The 19,868-nt window shown below is 52.8% G+C and carries 19 protein-coding genes and 1 riboswitch; of the genes, 8 read left to right on the top strand and 11 right to left on the bottom strand.

The annotated features are described in order from the left end of the window. Positions 1-304 precede the first annotated feature (304 nt). The 3 genes from thiE to thiM are packed head-to-tail and all read right to left on the bottom strand — an operon-like array spanning position 305 to position 2,587. Positions 305-979, bottom strand: coding sequence for a thiamine phosphate synthase (gene thiE / locus EL111_RS07725; RefSeq protein WP_123794522.1), 675 nt, complete (start codon positions 977-979; stop codon positions 305-307). Next, positions 976-1,812, bottom strand: a complete 837-nt coding sequence (gene thiD / locus EL111_RS07730; RefSeq protein WP_197717752.1) for a bifunctional hydroxymethylpyrimidine kinase/phosphomethylpyrimidine kinase — start codon at positions 1,810-1,812, stop codon at positions 976-978. Before thiD ends, thiE begins: the two co-directional genes overlap by 4 nt. After that, positions 1,790-2,587, bottom strand: coding sequence for a hydroxyethylthiazole kinase (gene thiM, locus EL111_RS07735; RefSeq protein WP_123794524.1), 798 nt, complete (start codon positions 2,585-2,587; stop codon positions 1,790-1,792). Before thiM ends, thiD begins: the two co-directional genes overlap by 23 nt. A gap of 96 nt (positions 2,588-2,683) precedes the next feature. Continuing rightward, positions 2,684-2,774, bottom strand: a riboswitch (TPP riboswitch). 164 nt (positions 2,775-2,938) lie between these two features. Between thiM and nadE the strand changes: the two genes are divergently transcribed. After that, positions 2,939-3,730, top strand: coding sequence for an NAD(+) synthase (gene nadE / locus EL111_RS07740; RefSeq protein WP_123794703.1), 792 nt, complete (start codon positions 2,939-2,941; stop codon positions 3,728-3,730). Between the two features lie 442 nt (positions 3,731-4,172). Here nadE and EL111_RS07745 read toward each other — a convergent pair whose 3' ends face one another. From EL111_RS07745 to EL111_RS07765, 5 genes are all read right to left on the bottom strand, one after another. Continuing rightward, positions 4,173-5,864 (bottom strand): glutamine--tRNA ligase/YqeY domain fusion protein, encoded by a 1,692-nt coding sequence (locus EL111_RS07745; RefSeq protein ID WP_123794525.1) that lies wholly within the window; start codon positions 5,862-5,864, stop codon positions 4,173-4,175. Between the two features lie 84 nt (positions 5,865-5,948). Next, a complete protein-coding gene (locus EL111_RS07750; RefSeq protein WP_123794526.1) occupies positions 5,949-6,746 on the bottom strand; it encodes a DeoR/GlpR family DNA-binding transcription regulator in 798 nt (265 codons plus the stop codon). Positions 6,747-6,833: 87 nt separating this feature from the next. Beyond that, positions 6,834-7,736 (bottom strand): LysO family transporter, encoded by a 903-nt coding sequence (locus EL111_RS07755; protein WP_123794527.1) that lies wholly within the window; start codon positions 7,734-7,736, stop codon positions 6,834-6,836. Between the two features lie 253 nt (positions 7,737-7,989). Beyond that, entirely contained in the window at positions 7,990-9,048 is a 1,059-nt protein-coding gene (gene alr / locus EL111_RS07760; RefSeq protein ID WP_123794528.1) for an alanine racemase, read from the bottom strand. A gap of 121 nt (positions 9,049-9,169) precedes the next feature. Then, entirely contained in the window at positions 9,170-9,667 is a 498-nt protein-coding gene (locus EL111_RS07765) for a YbhB/YbcL family Raf kinase inhibitor-like protein (RefSeq protein ID WP_123794529.1), read from the bottom strand. A 186-nt stretch (positions 9,668-9,853) separates the two neighbouring features. Between EL111_RS07765 and rep the strand changes: the two genes are divergently transcribed. The 7 genes from rep (at position 9,854) to EL111_RS07800 (ending at position 16,287) form a co-directional block, all read left to right on the top strand. After that, positions 9,854-11,851, top strand: a complete 1,998-nt coding sequence (gene rep / locus EL111_RS07770; RefSeq protein ID WP_123794530.1) for a DNA helicase Rep — start codon at positions 9,854-9,856, stop codon at positions 11,849-11,851. Between the two features lie 228 nt (positions 11,852-12,079). Then, entirely contained in the window at positions 12,080-12,352 is a 273-nt protein-coding gene (locus EL111_RS07775; RefSeq protein ID WP_123794531.1) for a hypothetical protein, read from the top strand. A gap of 170 nt (positions 12,353-12,522) precedes the next feature. After that, positions 12,523-13,464, top strand: a complete 942-nt coding sequence (gene miaA, locus EL111_RS07780) for a tRNA (adenosine(37)-N6)-dimethylallyltransferase MiaA (RefSeq protein WP_123794532.1) — start codon at positions 12,523-12,525, stop codon at positions 13,462-13,464. A gap of 77 nt (positions 13,465-13,541) precedes the next feature. After that, positions 13,542-14,258, top strand: coding sequence for a tRNA adenosine(34) deaminase TadA (tadA, locus tag EL111_RS07785; protein WP_123794533.1), 717 nt, complete (start codon positions 13,542-13,544; stop codon positions 14,256-14,258). Between the two features lie 83 nt (positions 14,259-14,341). Further along, entirely contained in the window at positions 14,342-14,629 is a 288-nt protein-coding gene (locus EL111_RS07790) for a hypothetical protein (RefSeq protein ID WP_123794534.1), read from the top strand. A gap of 48 nt (positions 14,630-14,677) precedes the next feature. Then, a complete protein-coding gene (gene lgt / locus EL111_RS07795) occupies positions 14,678-15,532 on the top strand; it encodes a prolipoprotein diacylglyceryl transferase (RefSeq protein ID WP_123794535.1) in 855 nt (284 codons plus the stop codon). A 71-nt stretch (positions 15,533-15,603) separates the two neighbouring features. Continuing rightward, positions 15,604-16,287 (top strand): alpha/beta hydrolase, encoded by a 684-nt coding sequence (locus EL111_RS07800; RefSeq protein WP_123794536.1) that lies wholly within the window; start codon positions 15,604-15,606, stop codon positions 16,285-16,287. 220 nt (positions 16,288-16,507) lie between these two features. Here the strand turns inward: EL111_RS07800 and prpF are convergent, their stop codons facing one another. From prpF to EL111_RS07815, 3 genes are all read right to left on the bottom strand, one after another. Beyond that, a complete protein-coding gene (prpF, locus tag EL111_RS07805) occupies positions 16,508-17,677 on the bottom strand; it encodes a 2-methylaconitate cis-trans isomerase PrpF (protein WP_123794537.1) in 1,170 nt (389 codons plus the stop codon). Between the two features lie 290 nt (positions 17,678-17,967). Next, entirely contained in the window at positions 17,968-18,360 is a 393-nt protein-coding gene (locus tag EL111_RS07810) for a VOC family protein (RefSeq protein ID WP_231998373.1), read from the bottom strand. A gap of 103 nt (positions 18,361-18,463) precedes the next feature. Further along, positions 18,464-19,276, bottom strand: coding sequence for a cation efflux transmembrane domain-containing protein (locus tag EL111_RS07815; RefSeq protein WP_123794538.1), 813 nt, complete (start codon positions 19,274-19,276; stop codon positions 18,464-18,466). Between the last annotated feature and the right edge of the window lie 592 nt (positions 19,277-19,868).

The following is a 19,868-nucleotide window of genomic DNA, read 5'->3' on the forward strand; positions in this document are numbered from 1 at the left end:
GCATCAGGCAGTATTGTCGCCGCCTTATGCCATTGCCGCAAAAGGCCGTCTGCAAATCCATAAAATGCTTGCTGCCTGAAATGCAAAAACTCCACAAGGCGGCCGCGTACAGCCGCTGTGGAGGTTTTAATCAAACAGGGTTTGATGGTCGAATCATACAAAACGAAACAGAACATGAAGCCGCAGCATCCCGGCAGGCTTGCCGTGTCGGCGGCGGCTATTTTGTTAAGCACTTGTTATGCGGTGAAACAGCCATACAAACAGCAAACTTCACATACTTTATTTTACACGATTTGTATGCGGTTTAGGATATGCAGGCCGCCTGCTTCAATGCTGCCGCTGCCTGTTTGGCATCATCTGCCTGTGTAATCGCGCTGATGACTGCTACGCCGTCTGCACCTTGTGCAATCAACGGCTTGATGTGTTCCTGTTTGATGCCGCCAATCATCACAACCGGTATGGTAATGCCGGCTTTTCGCGCTTCGCCGATACACTCCATGCCGGTCGGTGCTTGGTGCTTTTCTTTCGATAATGTCGGGAATACCGGCCCCAAGCCGCAATAATCTGCCACACCTTCAGCCTGCGCCTGACTCAGTTGTTGCAGATTGTGGGCGGACAAGCCGATAATCATCGGCTTGCTTATTTTTCGCTTGATTTCGGCAGGGCTGATGTCTTCCTGCCCCACATGAATGCCGTCTGCATTTAAGGCCACCGCCAAATCCAAGTCGTCATCAACGAAAAAAGGAACGCCGTAACGGCGGCAAAGTTCGCGGCATTGTGCGGCCAATGCCCGCTGCTGCTCGGGAAAGTCTGCCAGCGAGTTCTTGCCTTTGTCGCGAAACTGGAAACAGGTAATCCCGCCCTGCAAGGCCTGTTCCAATACCGATAAAAGATTATCGGCACGATTTGCAGACGGCCTGTCGCAATCTTGCGAACCGGCAACAAAATAACATTTCAGTATGTTTCTGATGTCGTTCATGGCCGCTCCTGTTTGATGCGTGCATAAGCCCAGTGGTTGGTCGGCCCGTGTCCTGCGCCGATATTCAGCGAATGTTCGATGGCTGCGCTGATAAAGTCTTTAGCGGTTTTTACCGCTTGCAGCAGCGGTTGCCCTTTGGCAAGCTCCGCGGTCAGGCAGGCAGAAAACGTACAGCCTGTGCCATGAGTATGCCGTGTCGGGAAACGGGGGCTTTCCAGTACAAAATCCCCTTCCGGCGAAAAAATCCAATCGCGGCAGACTTCACTTTGCGACTGCTGCAAATGCCCGCCCTTCAGTACCACGGTTTTTACCCCCATATCCTGCAACACTGCTGCGGCTGCGGCGGCACTGTCATCGTCGCAGACGGCAATACCGGTTAAGGCTTCCGCCTCCGGAAGGTTCGGTGTAATCACCTCAGCCAGCGGCAGCAGTTCCGTTTTCAGAGCATGAACGGCATTTTGCTGCAATAAAGACGCACCGCCTTTGGCAATCATAACGGGATCCAAAACCAGACGGCCAAAATCATATTCCGCCAATGCCTGCGCCAAGCAACTGATGATTTCCGCATTGCCGAGCATACCGATTTTAAAGGCGGAAATATCGAAATCTTCGGCTACGGCTTTCAGTTGTGCCGTGATGGTCGGCAGCGGCACAAGGTGTACGTCAAACACGCCCAGCGTATTTTGCGCGGTAACCGCAGTCAACACCGAAGTGCCGAACACGCCCTGCATCTGAAAGGTTTTCAAATCTGCCTGAATACCGGCACCGCCGCCGCTGTCGGAGCCGGCAATCGTCAGTGCTTGAGCAATCTTATTCATAAACAATCCTCGCATTTTGTTCGATAACGGCAGCAGACAATGCACCCAATTCATTCATCAGATTCACGCCGAACTGCCCCAGCTCTGTCGGTTTCAGCGACGCGGCGGCCAACTCTCCGGCCACGGCATAAGCCGTACATGCTTCACAAACCGCCTCAAACACTTTACCCTCCGCTACCGCAGCGAATGCACCGCATACCGCACCAAGCAAACAGCCGGATGCTGTAATGCGGGTAAACATCGGCGTGCCGTTATGGATTTTTGCCAAACGCAAGCCGTCGCTGATGTAATCGGTTTTGCCGCTTACAGCCGCGACACAGCGGTATTGTTCCGCAACGCGCCTTGCAATGGCGGCAACATCTGCCTCGCCTTCCCCGGCATCTACGCCTTTTGCCTGCCAAGCAACGCCGGCAAGGTGCGCCAACTCGCCCACATTGCCGCGAATTACCTCAAATTCCACTTCTTCCAGCAAACACGCCACCATTTCACGCCGGTAAGGTGTTGCCGCCACGCCGACAGGGTCGAGAATCACCGGAATGCCGGCGCGGTTGGCACTCTTACCGGCCAAAATCATGGTTTCCGGATCTTTGCCGCTGAGCGTGCCGATGTTGATAACCAGCGCGCGGCTGATTTGCGGCAAAGCCTCCATTTCTTCCAGCGCCGCAGACATCAGGGGCGACGCACCTATGGCCAGCAAACCGTTTGCCGAAAGGTGGGCGGCTACCGTATTGGTAATATTGTGAATCAGCGGATTTTGCCGACGGATTTGGTCTAAATAAACAGATTTCATACTGTTTTCCTGTCTGTTGTCGAAAACGGGAACGAACAGGGGAAAACGAAGAAGATAGAGAAAGAAGAACGCACGAAGCGGCAGAACAACAAGAAAAACCGAATATACTTAGTTTCCTACGTCAGTATTAACTGCATCAGGTTCACGGGTATCTCTCAGCTTCTTCAAAGCACCCCGACTAAATCAAACATTCCGATTTATGCCGTCTGCAAACCGGCTTCCTGTTTGAGGAGCGGTTCAAACGACCGCCCTATTATACCCAAAGAAAACACCGTGAAAAAGTCCCTCCCCGACTACTTTTCAGACGGCAGCGAAACACGCTATCATCGCTTTTCTATACAAGGAAACACCATGCAAACCCAAAAAGTCATTACCCACATTACCGCTTGGCTCAAAGACTATGCCGCCAATGCCCATGCGAAAGGTTTTATTGTCGGCGTATCCGGAGGCATCGATTCTGCCGTTGTGTCCGCACTTGCCGCCCGTACCGGTATGGACGTATTGCTGCTCGAAATGCCCATACGCCAACAAGCCGACCAAGTCAGCCGCGCGCGCGAGCATATGGCGGATTTGAAACAGCATTATCCAAACGTAAACTGCCTGACCATCGATTTAACCCCTACGTTTGATACCTTCGCCGCCGATGTAGACGTTGACGAAAACGATTACCCTGCCAAAGCACTCGCGCTGGCAAATGCCCGCTCGCGCCTGAGAATGCTTACCCTCTATTATTACGGGCAAATCAACAATCTGCTGGTTACCGGTACGGGAAATAAAATCGAAGACTTCGGCGTGGGATTCTTTACCAAATACGGCGACGGCGGCGTAGACATCAGCCCGATTGCCGATTTGACCAAAACCCAAGTTTACCGGCTTGCCGCTGAGCTTGATATTGCAGAATCCATTCAAAAAGCCGTACCGACCGACGGCCTTTGGGATACGGAGCGCACCGATGAAGAGCAAATGGGCGCAAGTTATCCCGAGCTCGAATGGGCGATGAGCGTTTATGGTACTTCCAAACCCGAAGATTTCAGCGGCCGCCAACGCGAAGTATTGGAAATCTACACCCGCCTGCACAAAGCCATGCAGCACAAAATCAATCCGATTCCCGTCTGCACCATTCCGCCGGAATGGTTGGCGTAATCCCGAGCGTTCAAGCAGGCTGCCGATAGCAATAAGCCGTAACGGTGTTCCGGCGATATACCGGCTTTATCGCTTGCTTCTGCAAACTGCCTGAACGCACAGCCCAAAAGAAAACACCAAAAGGCCGTCTGCAAAATCCTCATTTGATTTTACAGACGGCCTTTTACAGCAACAATGCCACCCAATCACTACTTTCCTGCTGCAAACAACATACGCCGACTGTCCTATCTTGCGGTCGGTACCGTTATTTCACGCAAAATCATACGGCGTTACTGAACTTTGCACGAAAGGAGCTTGAAAGTCTGCTGATCCGTTATTTGTACAGTTTGCGGACTTACGGTCTTGTGTTGTGCTGCCCAAGTCTAAAACATTAAAACACCAAAAGGCCGTCTGTAAAATCTTTAATTGATTTTGCAGACGGCCTTTATTCGACAGGCAAGCCTTAAGCCTTAGCCTGCCAAGAGTCTTTCAGCGTAACCGTGCGGTTGAACACGGGTTGTTCCGGGGTATGGTCGTAGCGGTCGGTGACGAAATAGCCCAAACGCTCAAACTGCCAGCGGCTTTCCGGCGGCAGCTGTGCGGCAACCGGCTCGGCGTAAGCAGTGATTTCCTGCATGGATTCGGGGTTGAGGAAATCGGTAAACGGCAGGTATCCGCCGTCTTCTCCGCGCACGGCATCAGGCCGTTCGACGGTAAACAGGCGGTCGTAGAGGCGTACTTTGATTTCGGCGGCGTGTTCGGCCGACACCCAATGGATGACGCCTTTTACTTTGCGGCCTTCGGGATTTTTACCCAAAGTATCGTGGTCGATGGAGCATTTGAGTTCGACAACCTTGCCGTTTTCGTCTTTCACGGCTTCGTCGCATTTGATGACATAGCCGTGGCGCAGGCGCACTTCGCCGCCGGGGGTCAGGCGTTTGAAGCCTTTGGGCGGAACTTCGGCAAAGTCGTCGGCTTCGATATAGATGGTGCGCGATACGGGAATGTCGCGCTCACCCAAGTCTTCACGGTTGGGGTGGAAGGCGGCGCGGCGGCTTTGGGTTTGGCCGTCTGCAAAATTGGTCAGCGTGACTTTGAGCGGGTTCAATACCGCCATCAGGCGCGGCGAGGTGTTTTCGAGTTCTTCGCGCACCGCGCCTTCGAGTACGCTCATGTCAACGATGTTTTCGGATTTGGAAATGCCGACGCGTTTGGCAAACAGGCGCAGGCCTTCGGGCGTGTAGCCGCGGCGGCGCATTCCGGAGATGGTGGGCATACGCGGGTCGTCCCAGCCGGAAACATGGCCGTCTGAAACGAGCTGGTTGAGCTTGCGCTTGGAGGTGATGGAATACAGCAGCTCCAAACGGGAAAACTCATATTGGCGCGGGCGGGTGGCGTGCGGCGCGGGAATATTGTCGAGCACCCAGTCATAGAGCGGACGGTGCGCTTCAAATTCGAGCGTGCACAAAGAATGGGTGATGCCTTCGATGGCGTCGGAAATGGCGTGGGTGTAGTCGTACATCGGATAGATGCACCATTTGTCGCCGGTGTTGTGGTGGCGGGCGCGGCGGATGCGGTAAATCACCGGATCGCGCATATTGACGTTGCCCGCCGCCATGTCGATTTTCAAACGCAGGGTTTTGCTGCCGTCTGCGAATTCGCCGTTTTTCATACGCATGAACAAATCGAGGTTTTCTTCAATGCTGCGGTCGCGATAAGGGCTGTTTTTTCCCGGCCCGGTCAGCGTGCCGCGGTATTCGCGCATTTCTTCGGCGGTCAAATCATCAACATAGGCTTTGCCGTCCCGAATCAGACCGACGGCGTAATCAAACAGGCGGTCGAAATAATCGGATGCGTAACGCGCTTCTCCCGCCCACTCAAAACCCAGCCAGTGTACGTCTTCTTTGATGGAGTTAACGTACTCTTCGTTTTCTTTTTCCGGATTGGTGTCGTCGAAGCGCAGGTTGCACAAGCCGTCGTAAACATAAGCCAGACCGAAGTTCAGGCAGATGGATTTGGCGTGGCCGATGTGCAGGTAGCCGTTGGGCTCCGGCGGAAACCGTGTTTGGATAGCGGTGTGTTTGCCGCTTTGCAAATCTTCTTCGATAATGGTGCGGATAAAATGATTATCGGCAAATTGTTCTTTATTCAGCATAATTTTCTTTTGTCTGGTTGGCTTTCAGACGGCCTCCGCGCCCGTTTGGCGGTTTGGCCGTCTGCAATCGAAATCGGTAAACGCTTATTGTACCTGACTTGTCGGGTTTGATAAATCGGCAGGCACCAGCCACTCGACAGCGGCGGCTTGCAGGATTTTTTGCATGGCGGCTTCGGGCGCGCGGTCGGTAAATACTTTGTCGAATTCGGTAATATTGCCGAGCCGCACCAAGGCATTGCTGTTGAATTTGCTGTGGTCCACACCGAGAAAACGCACGCGCGCATTGTTCATCATCGCCTGCATGACGCTGACTTCCTTATAATCGTAATCCAGCAGCGATCCGTCGGCCTCCACGCCGTGGGTACTCATCACGGCATAATCGACTTTAAATTGATTGATGAAGTCAACGGTTGCCACGCCGGTAACGCCGCCGTCTATGGGACGAACCACACCGGAAGTGATGATGACGGTATAGTCGTCGCGGGCGGAAGCCATTGAGGCAACATAAATATTATTGGTAATAATCCGTAGGTTTCTGCGTTTTTTAATCAAGGCGGCGGCAACGGCTTCCATTGTGGTGCCGATGCTGAGAAACAACGAGGCATTATCGGGAATCTCTTCGGCAATTAATTGGGCGATGGCGTTTTTTTCGTCCTGACGGCTGTTGCGCCTGCCCTGCTGCAATTCGCTTTCCAACACGTCGCCTATGGTCGCGCCGCCGTGGTAGCGGCGCAAAATGTTTTCTTCGCTGAGAATATTGATGTCTCTGCGTATGGTTTGCGGCGTAACGTCCAGCGCGGCGGCAAGCTGCTCGACCGACATATAGTGCTGCTCGCGTACGAGGGTGATGATGTTTTCATGGCGTTGGATTCGAGGTTTCATAGATTCTCTCTGTGTTTTTCATTTTTATCATGACGATGCCGTCTGCAAAACGGCACGTTGTGATTGTGCCAAATTCTGTTAAGCCGCTCAACCGAAAGACGAAAAGACGACCATTAAAAACGGGGCAGCAACATTGACGATAAAGCCGAAACTGATTGCCAGCGGCACGGCCTGCAAACCGCCCGAGCTTTGGATAACGGGCAAGGTAAAGTCCAAACTGGTGGCACCGCCCGAGCCGACCGCCGCGCTGGGGTGGCGGCGCATCAAAAACGGGATAAACACCAAAGCGAAAAACTCCCGCCCCAAGTCGTTCAGCAGCATGATACTGCCCCACACCGCGCCGTAAGCCTCGGTCATCACCAAGCCTGAAAGCGAATACCAGCCGAAGCCCGAAGCCATCGCCAGCCCCTTCGTCCACGACACTTCGGGTATCAGCGCGGCAAACAGCAAACCGCCGGCCAAGGAAGAGGCCATCATAATCATAGCGGTTTGCACGCCGCGTTTGTTGATTAATACTTGGCGCAGGATAACGCCGCTGCCGTTCAGTTGTACGCCCACCAGCAGTATCAACGCCATCAGGCAGTACATTCCCAAATTTTCAGACGGCAGCCAAATATTCGCCAAAACTTTGCCGAGTAAAAATCCCAGCACCACGCAGCCTACCTGCTTGATGCTGCCGGAAATGCTGACAGCGGCTTTTTTGCCCGTACCTTGAGTCTGCCACGGGTAGCGGCGGTCAAACCACATCAAAGCTGCCAAATTCGCGCCGATGGTGCATACAAACAGCAAAACTGTCGTCCCCAAAATCGTATGAATCTGCCCGCCGAGATTTTCCACCCGCGACAGTGATACGCCGATAAGCAGCAGCACCGCGTACACCAAACCCGACAACATCTTGTCAATCACCGGCAGATAAGATTTCGGCACTTTAACAAAAAAACCGAGAAACATCGGTGTCAGCACCGATACCAAAGTAATCAGACTTTCCATAAGCGTCAAACAGATAAAACAAAACCGCCCGCAGGCGGAATCATGGAACAACACAGAATTCGGCAAGGCAGTAAAGCCGCAGACAGTACGGGCAGTACGTTATAGCACGGTACGCCGTCATTCTGTATCAAATGACCATACGGGACAATACAAAAGGCCGTCTGCAAAACCGCTTGCGGAAAGACAGCGTTCGGCCCGAAGCAAACAGGAATTTCAGACGGCCTTTACCGCCTGAAATTCCTGCAAATTTACCTTATTCCGAATAAGTAAACTTTGCACGTTTGACGTTACACAGCAGCTCGTAAGCAATCGTACCGGCCGCATCCGCCACCTCGTTGGCGTTTACCGTATCGCCCCACAGCTCGACTTCGCAGCCCAAACCGTCTTGTGCGGCATCCAGCTCCACCATCATCATGTCCATAGACACCCTGCCGATAACGCGGCTGCGGATACCTTCTACGGCAACGGGGGAATTTGTGGAGGCGCGGCGCGGATAGCCGTCTGCATAACCGCAGGCAATCAGACCGATTCGCGTAGATTTACTCGTGTAAAATGTTGCGCCGTAGCCCACCGGCGAGTGCGGCTGCAAGACCCGTTCGCCGAAAATCCGGGTAGTCAGGCGCATCACCGGCTTAAGCCGCTCATCAACACCTCCGAACGGCGAAATACCGTACAGCGCGATACCCGCCCTGCCCCAATCACGGCGCGCTTCGGGTACGTTTAAGATTGCGGCGGAGTTGGCAAGGCTCTCTTCGCCCGGCAAATCTTCGCAAGCCAAGTCAAAAGCCTCCAACTGCATTTCAGTCATGCCGTTTTCCGGCTCGTCCGCACAGGCGAAATGACTGAATTTCACAATCTTGCCCACGTTCCGGCACTGCTTCAACGCCGTAAACGCCGCCGCATAATGATGTGGGAAAAAACCGGCGCGGTGCATACCCGAATCCATTTTCAACCAAACATCAACCGGCTGCTGCCAATCGTGTGCAATCAACGCTTCCAACTGCCATTGGCTGCAAACCGCCGGCCAAAGGCGGTATTTGTCTACTACGGCATATTCTTCCGCCTCAAATACCCCCTCCAGCAATACAATCGGCTGCCCGATACCGCTTTCCCGCAACTCTACCGCTTCATCAAGCGTTGCCACGGCAAAGCCGTCTGCCAAATCCGCCAATGCGTGTGCACAGCGTACCGCACCATGACCGTAAGCGTTTGCCTTGACCACTGCCAACAGCCTGCCGCCATGGACGGCTTTCAAGGTTTGGTAATTATGGCGCAGGTTATCCAAGCGGATTCTGGCATTTAAAGGACGCATAACGGCTTCTCCGGTTGTTTTCAGACGGCTTGGTTTGGGATTATAAAGCGGTAGTACAGTTTTTCAAAATATTTATACATTAACAAAGGCAGCCTGACACGGCTGCCTTTCAGATAATGCTTTATACGTCGTAAGTCCCCATAACGCTTGCGCTGGCCAAAATATGTCCCTGCATGGCAAAGTGCAAATCATTAAAACGGAAACCGCGCGGCAAATCCAACACCGTATCCAAGGCATACACAATCAATTCGTAGCGGTGGCGGCAGTTCGGCGGAGCCATGCCGCCGTAGTAAGAAGCCTCATCGATATCGAATTTGCCCAATACACTTGCCCAAGAATTAGCCCCTTGAGTGTAATCTTGTGCGGAGATGCTGTCGTTTTCCGCTACAACGGTACGCTTCAAATCGGAAATCAGCCAGTGTATCCACACAAAACCGCTGGCGGTAATCGCATCTTTGTCCTCCAACACCACCGCGAAAGACTGCACCCCCTCGGGAGCATCGGTAATCTCGAAGGGAATCGAATAAGTCGGCATACCGTTCGGGCTGAATTGGCTGCCGCGTTTGCCGTATTTGTCGGCAAATTCGCCGTTGACAATCGCTGTCGTATGAACTTTCATTGCTTCTCTCCTCTCAAAAAAGACCATGGCAGAAACCCGATTGTAGCGGATTTTTCACGGTTTATGACAATCTCCCGAAACACTCGGCAAACAAAACCGCCCATCTTGCCCGAAATGCGGTTTTGCAGACGGCCTGAAGCCGCCGGAATGTTATAATTCCCTACCTTTCCCGAGTGCAAAAACCTTATGAAACTCAATCCCCAACAACAAGCCGCGGTCAATTATCTCGGCGGGCCGCTTTTGGTGCTGGCCGGTGCAGGCAGCGGCAAAACCGGTGTCATCACCCAAAAAATCAAGCATTTGATTCTCAACGTCGGCTATCCTGCCCATCAAATTGCCGCCATTACGTTCACCAATAAAGCCGCCAAGGAAATGCAGGAACGCGTGGCCAAAATGCTGCCCAAATCCCAAGCACGCGGGCTGACGATTTGCACGTTTCATTCTTTGGGCATGAGAATCCTGCGCGAAGAAGCCGGCGCACTCGGCTACAAAAAGAATTTTTCCATTCTCGATGCTGCCGACAGTGCCAAAATTATCGGCGAACTGCTGGGCGGCAGCGGCAAAGAGGCCGTATTCAAGGCGCAACACCAAATTTCGCTTTGGAAAAACGGCTTGCAATCACCCGAACAAACTTTTCAGACGGCCTCCGACGAATGGGAACGGCAGATTGCACAGATTTATGCCGGTTATCAGGCCACTCTGGAAAGCTATCAGGCGGTGGATTTCGACGACCTGATCCGTCTGCCGGCCCTTCTTTTGCAGCAAAACAGCGAAATCCGCCACAAATGGCAGCTGCGTCTGCGCTATCTGCTGGTGGACGAATGCCAAGATACCAACACCTGCCAATTTACGCTGATGAAGCTGCTTACCGGTGCGGAAGGCATGTTTACCGCCGTGGGCGACGATGATCAGTCTATCTACGCATGGCGCGGCGCGAATATGGAAAACCTTCGCAAAATGCAGGAAGATTATCCGCAGATGAAAATCATCAAATTAGAGCAAAATTACCGCTCCACCGCGCGGATTTTGAAAATTGCCAACAAAGTCATTGAAAACAATCCCAAACTGTTCAAAAAAACCCTGTGGTCGCAATTCGGCATGGGCGAAGTGGTGAAAGTAGTTGCCTGCCAAAACGAACAACACGAGGCAGAATGGGTGGTCAGCCAGATTGTGAAACAAAAATTAGTCGGCGGCGACAAAACCCAATATGCCGATTTCGCCGTGTTGTATCGGGGCAACCACCAAGCGCGTATTTTTGAAGAAGCCCTACGCAGCGCGCGCGTTCCCTATCAATTATCGGGCGGACAAAGTTTTTTCGACAAAGCGGAAATCAAAGACGTTTTGTCATATATCCGCCTGATTGCCAACCCTAACGACGATCCGGCTTTCCTGCGTGCCGTCACCACGCCCAAGCGCGGCATCGGAGACGTAACACTGGGCAAACTCAATACCTACGCCCATGCCCACGAATGCAGCCTGTATGAGGCGGCTCAAACCGAAGAAGCCCTCGGCCTGCTCACCCCCGCCAACCGCGAACACCTGCAAACATTTATGAACATGATGGAGGCCTACCGCAACCGTGCCGAAGCGGCGGATGCCGGTGAAATCATTACTAGCCTGCTGGAAGAAATCGGCTATGAAAACCACTTGCTCAACAACGAAGAAGGTAAAGCCGCCGAAATCAAATGGCGCAATGTCAGCGACCTGACTTCATGGCTGGCGCGCAAAGGCGAGCAAGACGGGAAAAACATCATCGAAATCGCCCAAACCATCGCACTGATGACGCTTTTAGAAGGCAAAAGCGAAGAAGAAACCGATGCGGTCAAACTTTCCACCCTCCACGCTTCCAAGGGCTTGGAATATCCTTATGTTTTTCTGGTCGGCTGCGAAGAAGGCATTCTGCCCCACAACGACAGTATTGAAGAAGGCAACGTCGAAGAAGAACGCCGCCTGATGTATGTCGGCATTACCCGCGCCAAACGCCAGCTTACCCTGACCCACTGCATCAAACGCAAGCGCATGGGAACATGGCACTTCCCCGACCCCAGCCGCTTCATCGACGAAATGCCGCCCGAAGACATCAAAATTCTGGGCAGGAAAGGCGGCGAACCCATCGTCAGCAAAGAAGAAGGCAAAAGCCATCTGGCAAGCCTCCGCAGTATGCTGGCGGCCAAAAGAGGCTGAACAGCCCGTGTCCCGGCAAGACAAAGGCCGTCTGTAAAATGCAGCACTATCCGAATTGGCGATGTGCCGGTTTTGCAGACGGCCTTTCGACAGCGTTTTGCTTTGATTTCAATAATTTTAATCGGAAGAGATCGGGTTTGTAGACTGCCCGCAACAGCCGTGTTACACTCCTGAAATCAAGAAGAATGAAAATTGTTTTCTGCAACCCTATCCAAACGGAATAAAAACATGAAAAAATATCTGCCCTTTTTACTGCTCCCTGTGTTTCTTGCTGCCTGCGGTGGTGCATCAGCGCCGCAAACCAGCTTCAAAGACAGCTTTATGGAAGGTTGTATCGAACAAGACAGCGATAAAGAACTCTGTTCTTGCGTTTATTCCGAACTTGAAGACAAATACGGCAAAGAGCACTTAGAAAAAGTAGGCCAAGACGAATCGCTGGCCGATGAAGAAATGGTTGAATTTATTGCCACATCAACCATGACCTGCATGGGCATCCGATAAATCCGCTCCTGCCGGATTGTCGCCAAAGCATAAAAATATATGCCGTTTTAATTTTTATGTGTTTGCATGGCTGTTCCGGCTGCTTGAGCCTCGCATAAATGCCGTCTGCAAATCAAACTTTCAGGCGGCATTTTGCTATAATCCGCTTTTCTTTTCACGCTGCATCTGCCATGTCCGCACCCAAAGCATTTGCCATACTCGGTCCGACTGCCGGCGGCAAAACTGCCCTTGCCCTCCAAATCGCCGAACATCTGCCGGTAGAAATCATCAGCTTAGATTCGGCGCTGGTGTACCGCGATATGGATATCGGCACGGCGAAGCCCACTCTCGAAGAACGTTCTGCCGCGCCCCATCATTTGATTGACATCATTTCCCCGCTGCAAAGTTACAGCGCGGCAGAGTTTGTCCGCGACTGCACCCGTTTGGTTGTTGAAATCCATGAGCGCGGACGTTTGCCGCTGATTGTCGGCGGAACGATGATGTATTTCCATGCGCTGACCGCGGGTTTGAACAATCTGCCGGAAGCGGATGCGGCAACCCGTGCTGCGTTGCAGGCGGATAAGGCTGCGTATGGTTTGAGTTATTTATACGAAAAACTGAAAATATGCGACCCCGACAGCGCAAGCCGTCTGCAACCGGCCGACAGCCAACGCATCGAACGCGCCTTGGAAGTCTTTATGCTGACCGGCAAACCGTTAAGCCGCCATTTCGCCGAGCAGCAGCAATACACGCCGCCGCTGGATTTGCACACCATTGCCCTCATTCCGGAAAACCGCGCCCTGCTGCACGAGCAAATCGGCAAGCGTTTCGACAGTATGCTGGCACAAGGATTTCTTGATGAAATGCAGATGTTGCGCGGAAAATATCCCGAACTGACTGCCGATATGCCGTCTATGCGCTGCGTCGGCTACCGTCAGGCTTGGGATTATTTGGAAGGCTTGGAAAATTACGCCGATTTTGTCGAAAAAGGCAAAGCAGCCACCCGCCAGCTCGCCAAACGCCAACTGACTTGGTTGCGGAAAATCCCGCTTTCTGCCTCGCTCGATCCCTACGGCGGTCAAGACTGTTTCCCGACAGCCGAGGCATTGCTCAAGCAGCATTTCGATGTATGATATATAAAGTTTGATTCCGCCAACGCTTATCCGTAACCCATCTTGCCTGTTCCTGCACCGCGCCACAACCCACAGCCATGCTTGCTACCCCGCCTATTGCTCCGAAAACTCTGGCCGCGCTTCATTCCCTCGGCATCCGTACCCTTGCCGATTTGCGCGGGCATGGCTCCGTGAAAACATTTTTGCTGCTGAAAGCTGCCGGATTAACCGTTACCTTCAGCACCTTGTGGCAGCTTGAAGCCTTATCGTCGGATATTCCTGTCGGGGATTTGAGTGATGCCCAAAAAGAAATATTGAAACAATCCGTGAAAAACCACGCCCCCGTTGCCGTGTTCCCCGCACTGCCGGAAATGGAAAGATTTATGCAGACGGCCTTAGAACAGGCAAAACAGGCGGCGGCGCTGGGTGAAATACCGGTAGGAGCGGTAGTGGTTAAAAACGGCGAAATCATCGCGGCGGCACACAATGCCTGTGTCAGCAGTTGCAATATCAGCCAGCATGCCGAAATCCGCGCCTTATCGCAGGCAGGTGGAATGCTGCAAAACTACCGCCTCGAAAATTGCGATGTGTATGTTACTTTAGAACCTTGCAGCATGTGTGCCTCCGCGCTGATACAAGCACGGGTGAAACGGGTTGTCTACGGTGCGGCAGAACCCAAAACCGGCGCAGCGGGCAGCGTGGTGAACCTGTTTGCAGATACCCGTCTGAACAAACATACGGCCATCTGCGGCGGCATATCGGAACAAGCCTGCCAAGCAGTTTTGCAGGATTTTTTTGCCGCCAAACGCCGGTAAGGCCGTCTGCAAAACCAAGCGCCGCGCACCAACCCAAGCTGCGTTATAATAACGCCCTGCCAATTTGTATTGATTTATCCGCCATGAACCCTTCGCATTCCCTGCTTGTCCGCTGGCTCATTGTCTGCCTGATTCCTTTGGCCACCCTGTTGTTTTTTCATTTGTTTCCGCCGCATAACGATCCGACCCAATATCTGATTAACGGCATCATTTTTGCATGCGAAGCCACGTTTTTATTTAAATTCGTACTGTTTGAAGTCATCAAACATCATTTGAAGCAGGAGCCGGAACTCAAAAGAAAGACTGCTTGGCTGTTTGCCCCGATTGTGCTGCTGATTGTTTACCTGTTTCACTATTTCGGCGCATTCTGATTTGCAGACGGCCTCTCCCTACCTGAAATAATAAGGACATTTCCCACCATGATTATCCACCCGCAATTCGATCCGGTATTAATCAGTATCGGCCCCGTAGCCATCCGCTGGTATGCCTTGAGCTATATTGTCGGCTTTATCCTGTTTATCTGGCTCGGCCGCCGCCGTATCGCCCAAGGCAATACCCTGTTTACCCGCGAACTGCTCGATGATTTCCTCACTTGGGGCATTCTCGGCGTGATTCTCGGCGGACGTTTGGGCTATATTCTGTTTTACAAATTCTCCGACTACCTCGCCGACCCCGTCAGTATGTTTAAAGTTTGGGAAGGCGGCATGTCGTTTCACGGCGGCTTTTTGGGCGTGGTCGTGGCGATGTGGCTGTTCAGCAAAAAGCACAAACTCGGTTTTTTGAAAACCATGGACTTCGTTGCGCCGCTGGTACCGCTGGGCTTGGCTTCCGGCCGCATCGGCAACTTTATCAACGGCGAATTGTGGGGGCGCGTGACCGACATCAATGCCCCGTGGGCGATGGGTTTTCCGCAGGCGCATTACGAAGACGTTGCCGCCGCCGCACACAATCCGCAGTGGGCGCAATGGCTGGCGCAATACGGCATGCTGCCGCGCCATCCGTCACAACTTTACCAGTTTGCATTGGAAGGCATCTTCCTGTTTGCCATCGTATGGATTTTCTCCAAAAAAACACGCCCTGCAGGACAAGTCGCCTCCCTGTTTCTCGGCGGTTACGGCTTTTTCCGCTTTATCGCCGAGTTTGCCCGCCAGCCCGACGACTACCTCGGCCTGCTGACTCTGGGCTTGTCGATGGGACAATGGTTGAGCCTGCCAATGATTGTTTTAGGCGCAATCGGTTTCATTTATTTCGGTAAGAAAAACCGTTTGAATTGATGATTAAAACAACATCAGGCCGTCTGTAAATTTCGCTTCCCGATTTGCAGACGGCCTTGTAGGGAAACTTCATGCAAAAACACATCTTATCCCTCGACCATAAAACCATTTCCGTCTATCCCGCCGAGCAAGCCGATTCTCCCCTGCTGCTGACCTTTCTCAGCCAAGCAGAATCCGATGAGCTGGCCGCATCAACCGGCAGACACATCACACTCGTCAGCATCGACGAACCCCAGTGGGAACGCGCCTTCACACCGTGGGCCGCCCCTGCCGCATTTAAAAAAGCACCCGATTTCAGCGGCGGTGCCGACGACTATCTGACTTGGCTGACAAACAGCGTATTGCCCGAAGTCCTGCAGACTTATGCCTTGCAGCCGCAATGGTACGGGCTGGCAGGCTATTCGTTGGGCGGATTGTTTGCCGCTTACGCAGCTTATCAAAACACACCGTTTACCCGCTTTGCCTCCGTATCCGGCTCATTGTGGTTTGACGGCTGGGCAGAATTTATAACGCGCAACCACCTGCAGACTTTGCCGCACCAAGCCTATTTTTCCGTCGGCGATAAAGAAAAAAACAGCAAAAATCCGCGTATGGCCGTCGTCGAAACCCATACCCTCGCCACACAGCAAAACTGGCAGGAACAAGGTGTACACTGTATTTTCGAGCTGAATAACGGCGGCCACTTCGAACAAGTACCGCAACGCATGGCAAAAGCAATAGCTTATTTATCAACCAACGCAACTGAAAATATCTAGTTATCTGATACCAAATGTTACAGCCTTGCCGTACCTGACTCAAAAAGTATAACCAAGCTGCTGGAACAGCAAATCTGCCAAACCGTATATCCCCTACGTCCACAGTTTTACCACCTTGTTTCATGCAGAAACATCCGGCTATACATAATCAAAAACCAGTAAAAGGCCGTCTGCAAAATGCCTGTTTTGCAGACGGCTTTTTATTCTTTACAGACCGGTTTTAAAAGCAATCCTCCGGCACGCGTACCCAACCTTCCATAATCACGCGCGCGCTGCGGCTCATCACGGCTTTTTTCGCCGTCCATTGGCCGTCTGCAAATTCTGCCGCCGCGCCGACGCGCAAGGTGCCGGAAGGGTGGCCGAAGCGCACGGCTTCGCGCTCGCCGCCCCCTGCCGCCAGATTGACCAGCGTACCCGGAATGGCGGCGGCGGTGGCGATGGCGACGGAAGCCGTGCCCATCATGGCATGGTGCAGTTTGCCCATCGACAGCGCGCGCACCAGCAAATCGATGTCGGTAGCTTTAATTTCTTTGCCGCTGGAGGCGGTGTAGCCGGCAGGCGGGGCGACAAAGGCGATTTTCGGCGTGTGCTGGCGGGTTTCCGCTTCTTTCAAATCCTGAATCAAGCCCATTTTCAGTGCGCCGTAGGCACGGAGTTTTTCAAAAAATGCCAATTTATCCGCATCGCCGTTGATGTCGGACTGCAACTCGGCAGCGGTGTAGCCGATGTCGGCGGCATTCACGAATACGGTCGGAATGCCCGCGTTAATCAGGGTGGCTTTCAGACGGCCGATTTCGGGAATGTCCAATTCGTCAACAATATTGCCGGTCGGGAACATACTGCCCCCGCCGTCGGCCGGATCGAGAAATTCAATCACTACTTCGGCGGCGGGGAAGGTTACGCCGTCGAGCTCGAAATCGCCGGTTTCCAATACTTCGCCGTTTTGCATCGGTACATGGGCGATGATGGTTTTGCCGATATTCTTCTGCCAGATGCGGACTGTACAGATGCCGTCTGAAGGAATTTTGCTTTTGTCCACCAAGCCTTGCGACACGGCAAACGCGCCCACGGCGGCGGTCATGTTGCCGCAGTTGCCGCTCCAGTCGACAAAGGGCTTGTCGATGGAAACTTGGCCGAAAAGGTAATCCACGTCATGACCGGGCTCTTGCGATTTATCCAGAATCAAGGCTTTGCTGGTGGACGAGCTGGCATTGCCCAAGCCGTCAATCTGCTGTTTGTAGGGGTCGGGGCTGCCGAGTACGCGCAATAAAATCTTATCGCGCGCCTCACCCGGCTGCTGTGCCGCCTCGGGCAGGTCGGTGCGTTTGAAAATAATCCCTTTTGACGTACCGCCGCGATAGTAAACGGCGGGGATTTTGATTTGCGGCATTTTACTCCTCCTCTGGGTTTTCCATGGTTCTGCCCATGAATAATGTTTTTTCAGACGGCCTTTCAATACCATGCCGTCTGAAACAGACGGTAACTGCGGCCCGGATGGAGCATCCGGTTTCCGATAATTTTATTGGGCGGTCAAACCACCCTGCCATTCTACGGCTTGACTGTTGCAGTATGCGCCGAGGCGCATCCTATGCCTGCCAACCCGATATTTCCAATTATTCCGTTGGATTTGCAAGCCAAGCTGCCGTTTTCCTTATAAATTTTCAGACAGGCATTGTGTTTTCAGACGGCCTCGACATATTCACTGATTTCAATCAAATTGCCGTCGGGGTCGCGGATATACAGCGAGCGGATTTTTCCGGCCGCACCGGTGCGTGCAACGATGCTCTCTATAATCGGTACACCTTTGTCCTGCAATTCTTCAATAACAGCTTCAAGCGGCGTTTCGCTAATCAAACACAAATCCACCGCACCGCAAGTGGGTTTGTCCGCTTTCGGCTCGAACTCTTTGCCTTTTTGGTGCAGATTGATTTTCTGATTACCGAACTTCAAGGCTTTGCGGTTTCCCAAAAAGGTTTCTTCCTGAAAACCGAGGATTTGTGTGTAAAACGCGATAGTGCGGTCAATATCGGCAACGGTGAAAACAATGTGGTCGATATGGGAGATTTTCATCATTTATCCTTTTTTCAGACGGCCTTTTGGACGGCAGACCGTCTGAAATCAAATAACATGCTGTCCGGGTTGGCAAACCTGCCTACTGCCCATTTCTAAAATCGGTTTAGCCTTTCGCCAACCGGACAATCCGCCATGCACCCGCGCAAACCAGCACGAATACCGCCGCACCGACCACCAGATCGGGATAACGCGAAGCACTCATCCAAGTCAGTATGCCCGCAGCAACTACGCCTAGATTAATAATGATGTCATTGGAGGTAAAAATCATGCTGGCACGGATATGGCTCTCTCGGCTGCGGCTGCGGTTCAAAATATGCAGACACCAGGCATTGGCACACAAAGCCAGCAGCGACACGGCTATCATCAGACGGAAATCAGGCAGCATTTCCCAACCGAAAAACCGGTACAGGGTTTCCGACAACCCGACGAATGCCAAACCGAACTGGAACACACCCGCCGCCAACGCCACCCTTTTTTTCGCCAACGCGCCTGCACCGACGGCCAGTAATGCCAGCAGATAAACAAAGCTGTCGGCCAGCATATCCAGACTGTCCGCCAACAGACCCATCGAACCGGCCAGCAGCCCTACGCCGCATTCTAGCAGGAAAAATACGAAGTTTACCGCCAATACGCGGTAAAGCAGCCCGCGCTCCTGCAGGTTTTCCTCATCCCGCCCTGCCGCTTCCGGAGGCAGACTGTCGGCGGCCTCGTCTGCGGCAATGCTGCTGCCGAAATCCAACGTATCCAGCGCGGCCAGCAAAACGGCCGACTGATTCTCGTGATATGCCGTCATTTCCCGTGCGGCAATATCAAAAGACAGATAACGGATACCTTCCACCCCTTCCAAACGCATCCTAATCAGCCGCTCTTCCGACGGACAGTCCATCTTGGCAATTTTAAAACGGGTTTTCCTCATTACGTTTCTCTTGTTTTGCTTTCAGACGGCCTCGTAAAGGTATGGAAAACAGGCCGCTCTCCGGATTATCCGTCCAGATATATTCAATATTCCGCTCAATCTCTTCCGCTACTGCCCTACCGGAATGGTCTGCAACAAATCCCAACTCCATATCCATCCCTGCCGACATATCTGACGGCGTATACAACCTGCCGCCTTGCCCAACGCACAGACGACTGCCAATCCACCCCCACCCGTAATTCCCACCCGGCCAAACGCTTTTTATTTTATCGGAAGCAGCATGTTATCCGTCCGAACACCCACAGACGGCGGGTTTGGACGGACTGCCAAAGCAGCCGTTCCATACCGCCGTACCGTCTTCGTTCCGCCCGTATTTTTCTGTGTGATTCGGCTATATCTCAAAAAGGGAATATCGGGCATTTATGCCCGGCCTTGTACCGAACAGCCCGTATCATAAACAGGCGGCATCCGCCCGGCCGCCACCCGTACCCGGCCAAGGCCAACAACCGCAGCATAGCTTAAGGAGCGGACGGGCAACTCACCAACGCAACCGAATGCAAGGCAGGTTTATGATGAGTACGCAAAACTACGG

Origin of the sequence: Neisseria animalis, assembly GCF_900636515.1 — a bacterium.
Lineage (GTDB): Bacteria > Pseudomonadota > Gammaproteobacteria > Burkholderiales > Neisseriaceae > Neisseria > Neisseria animalis.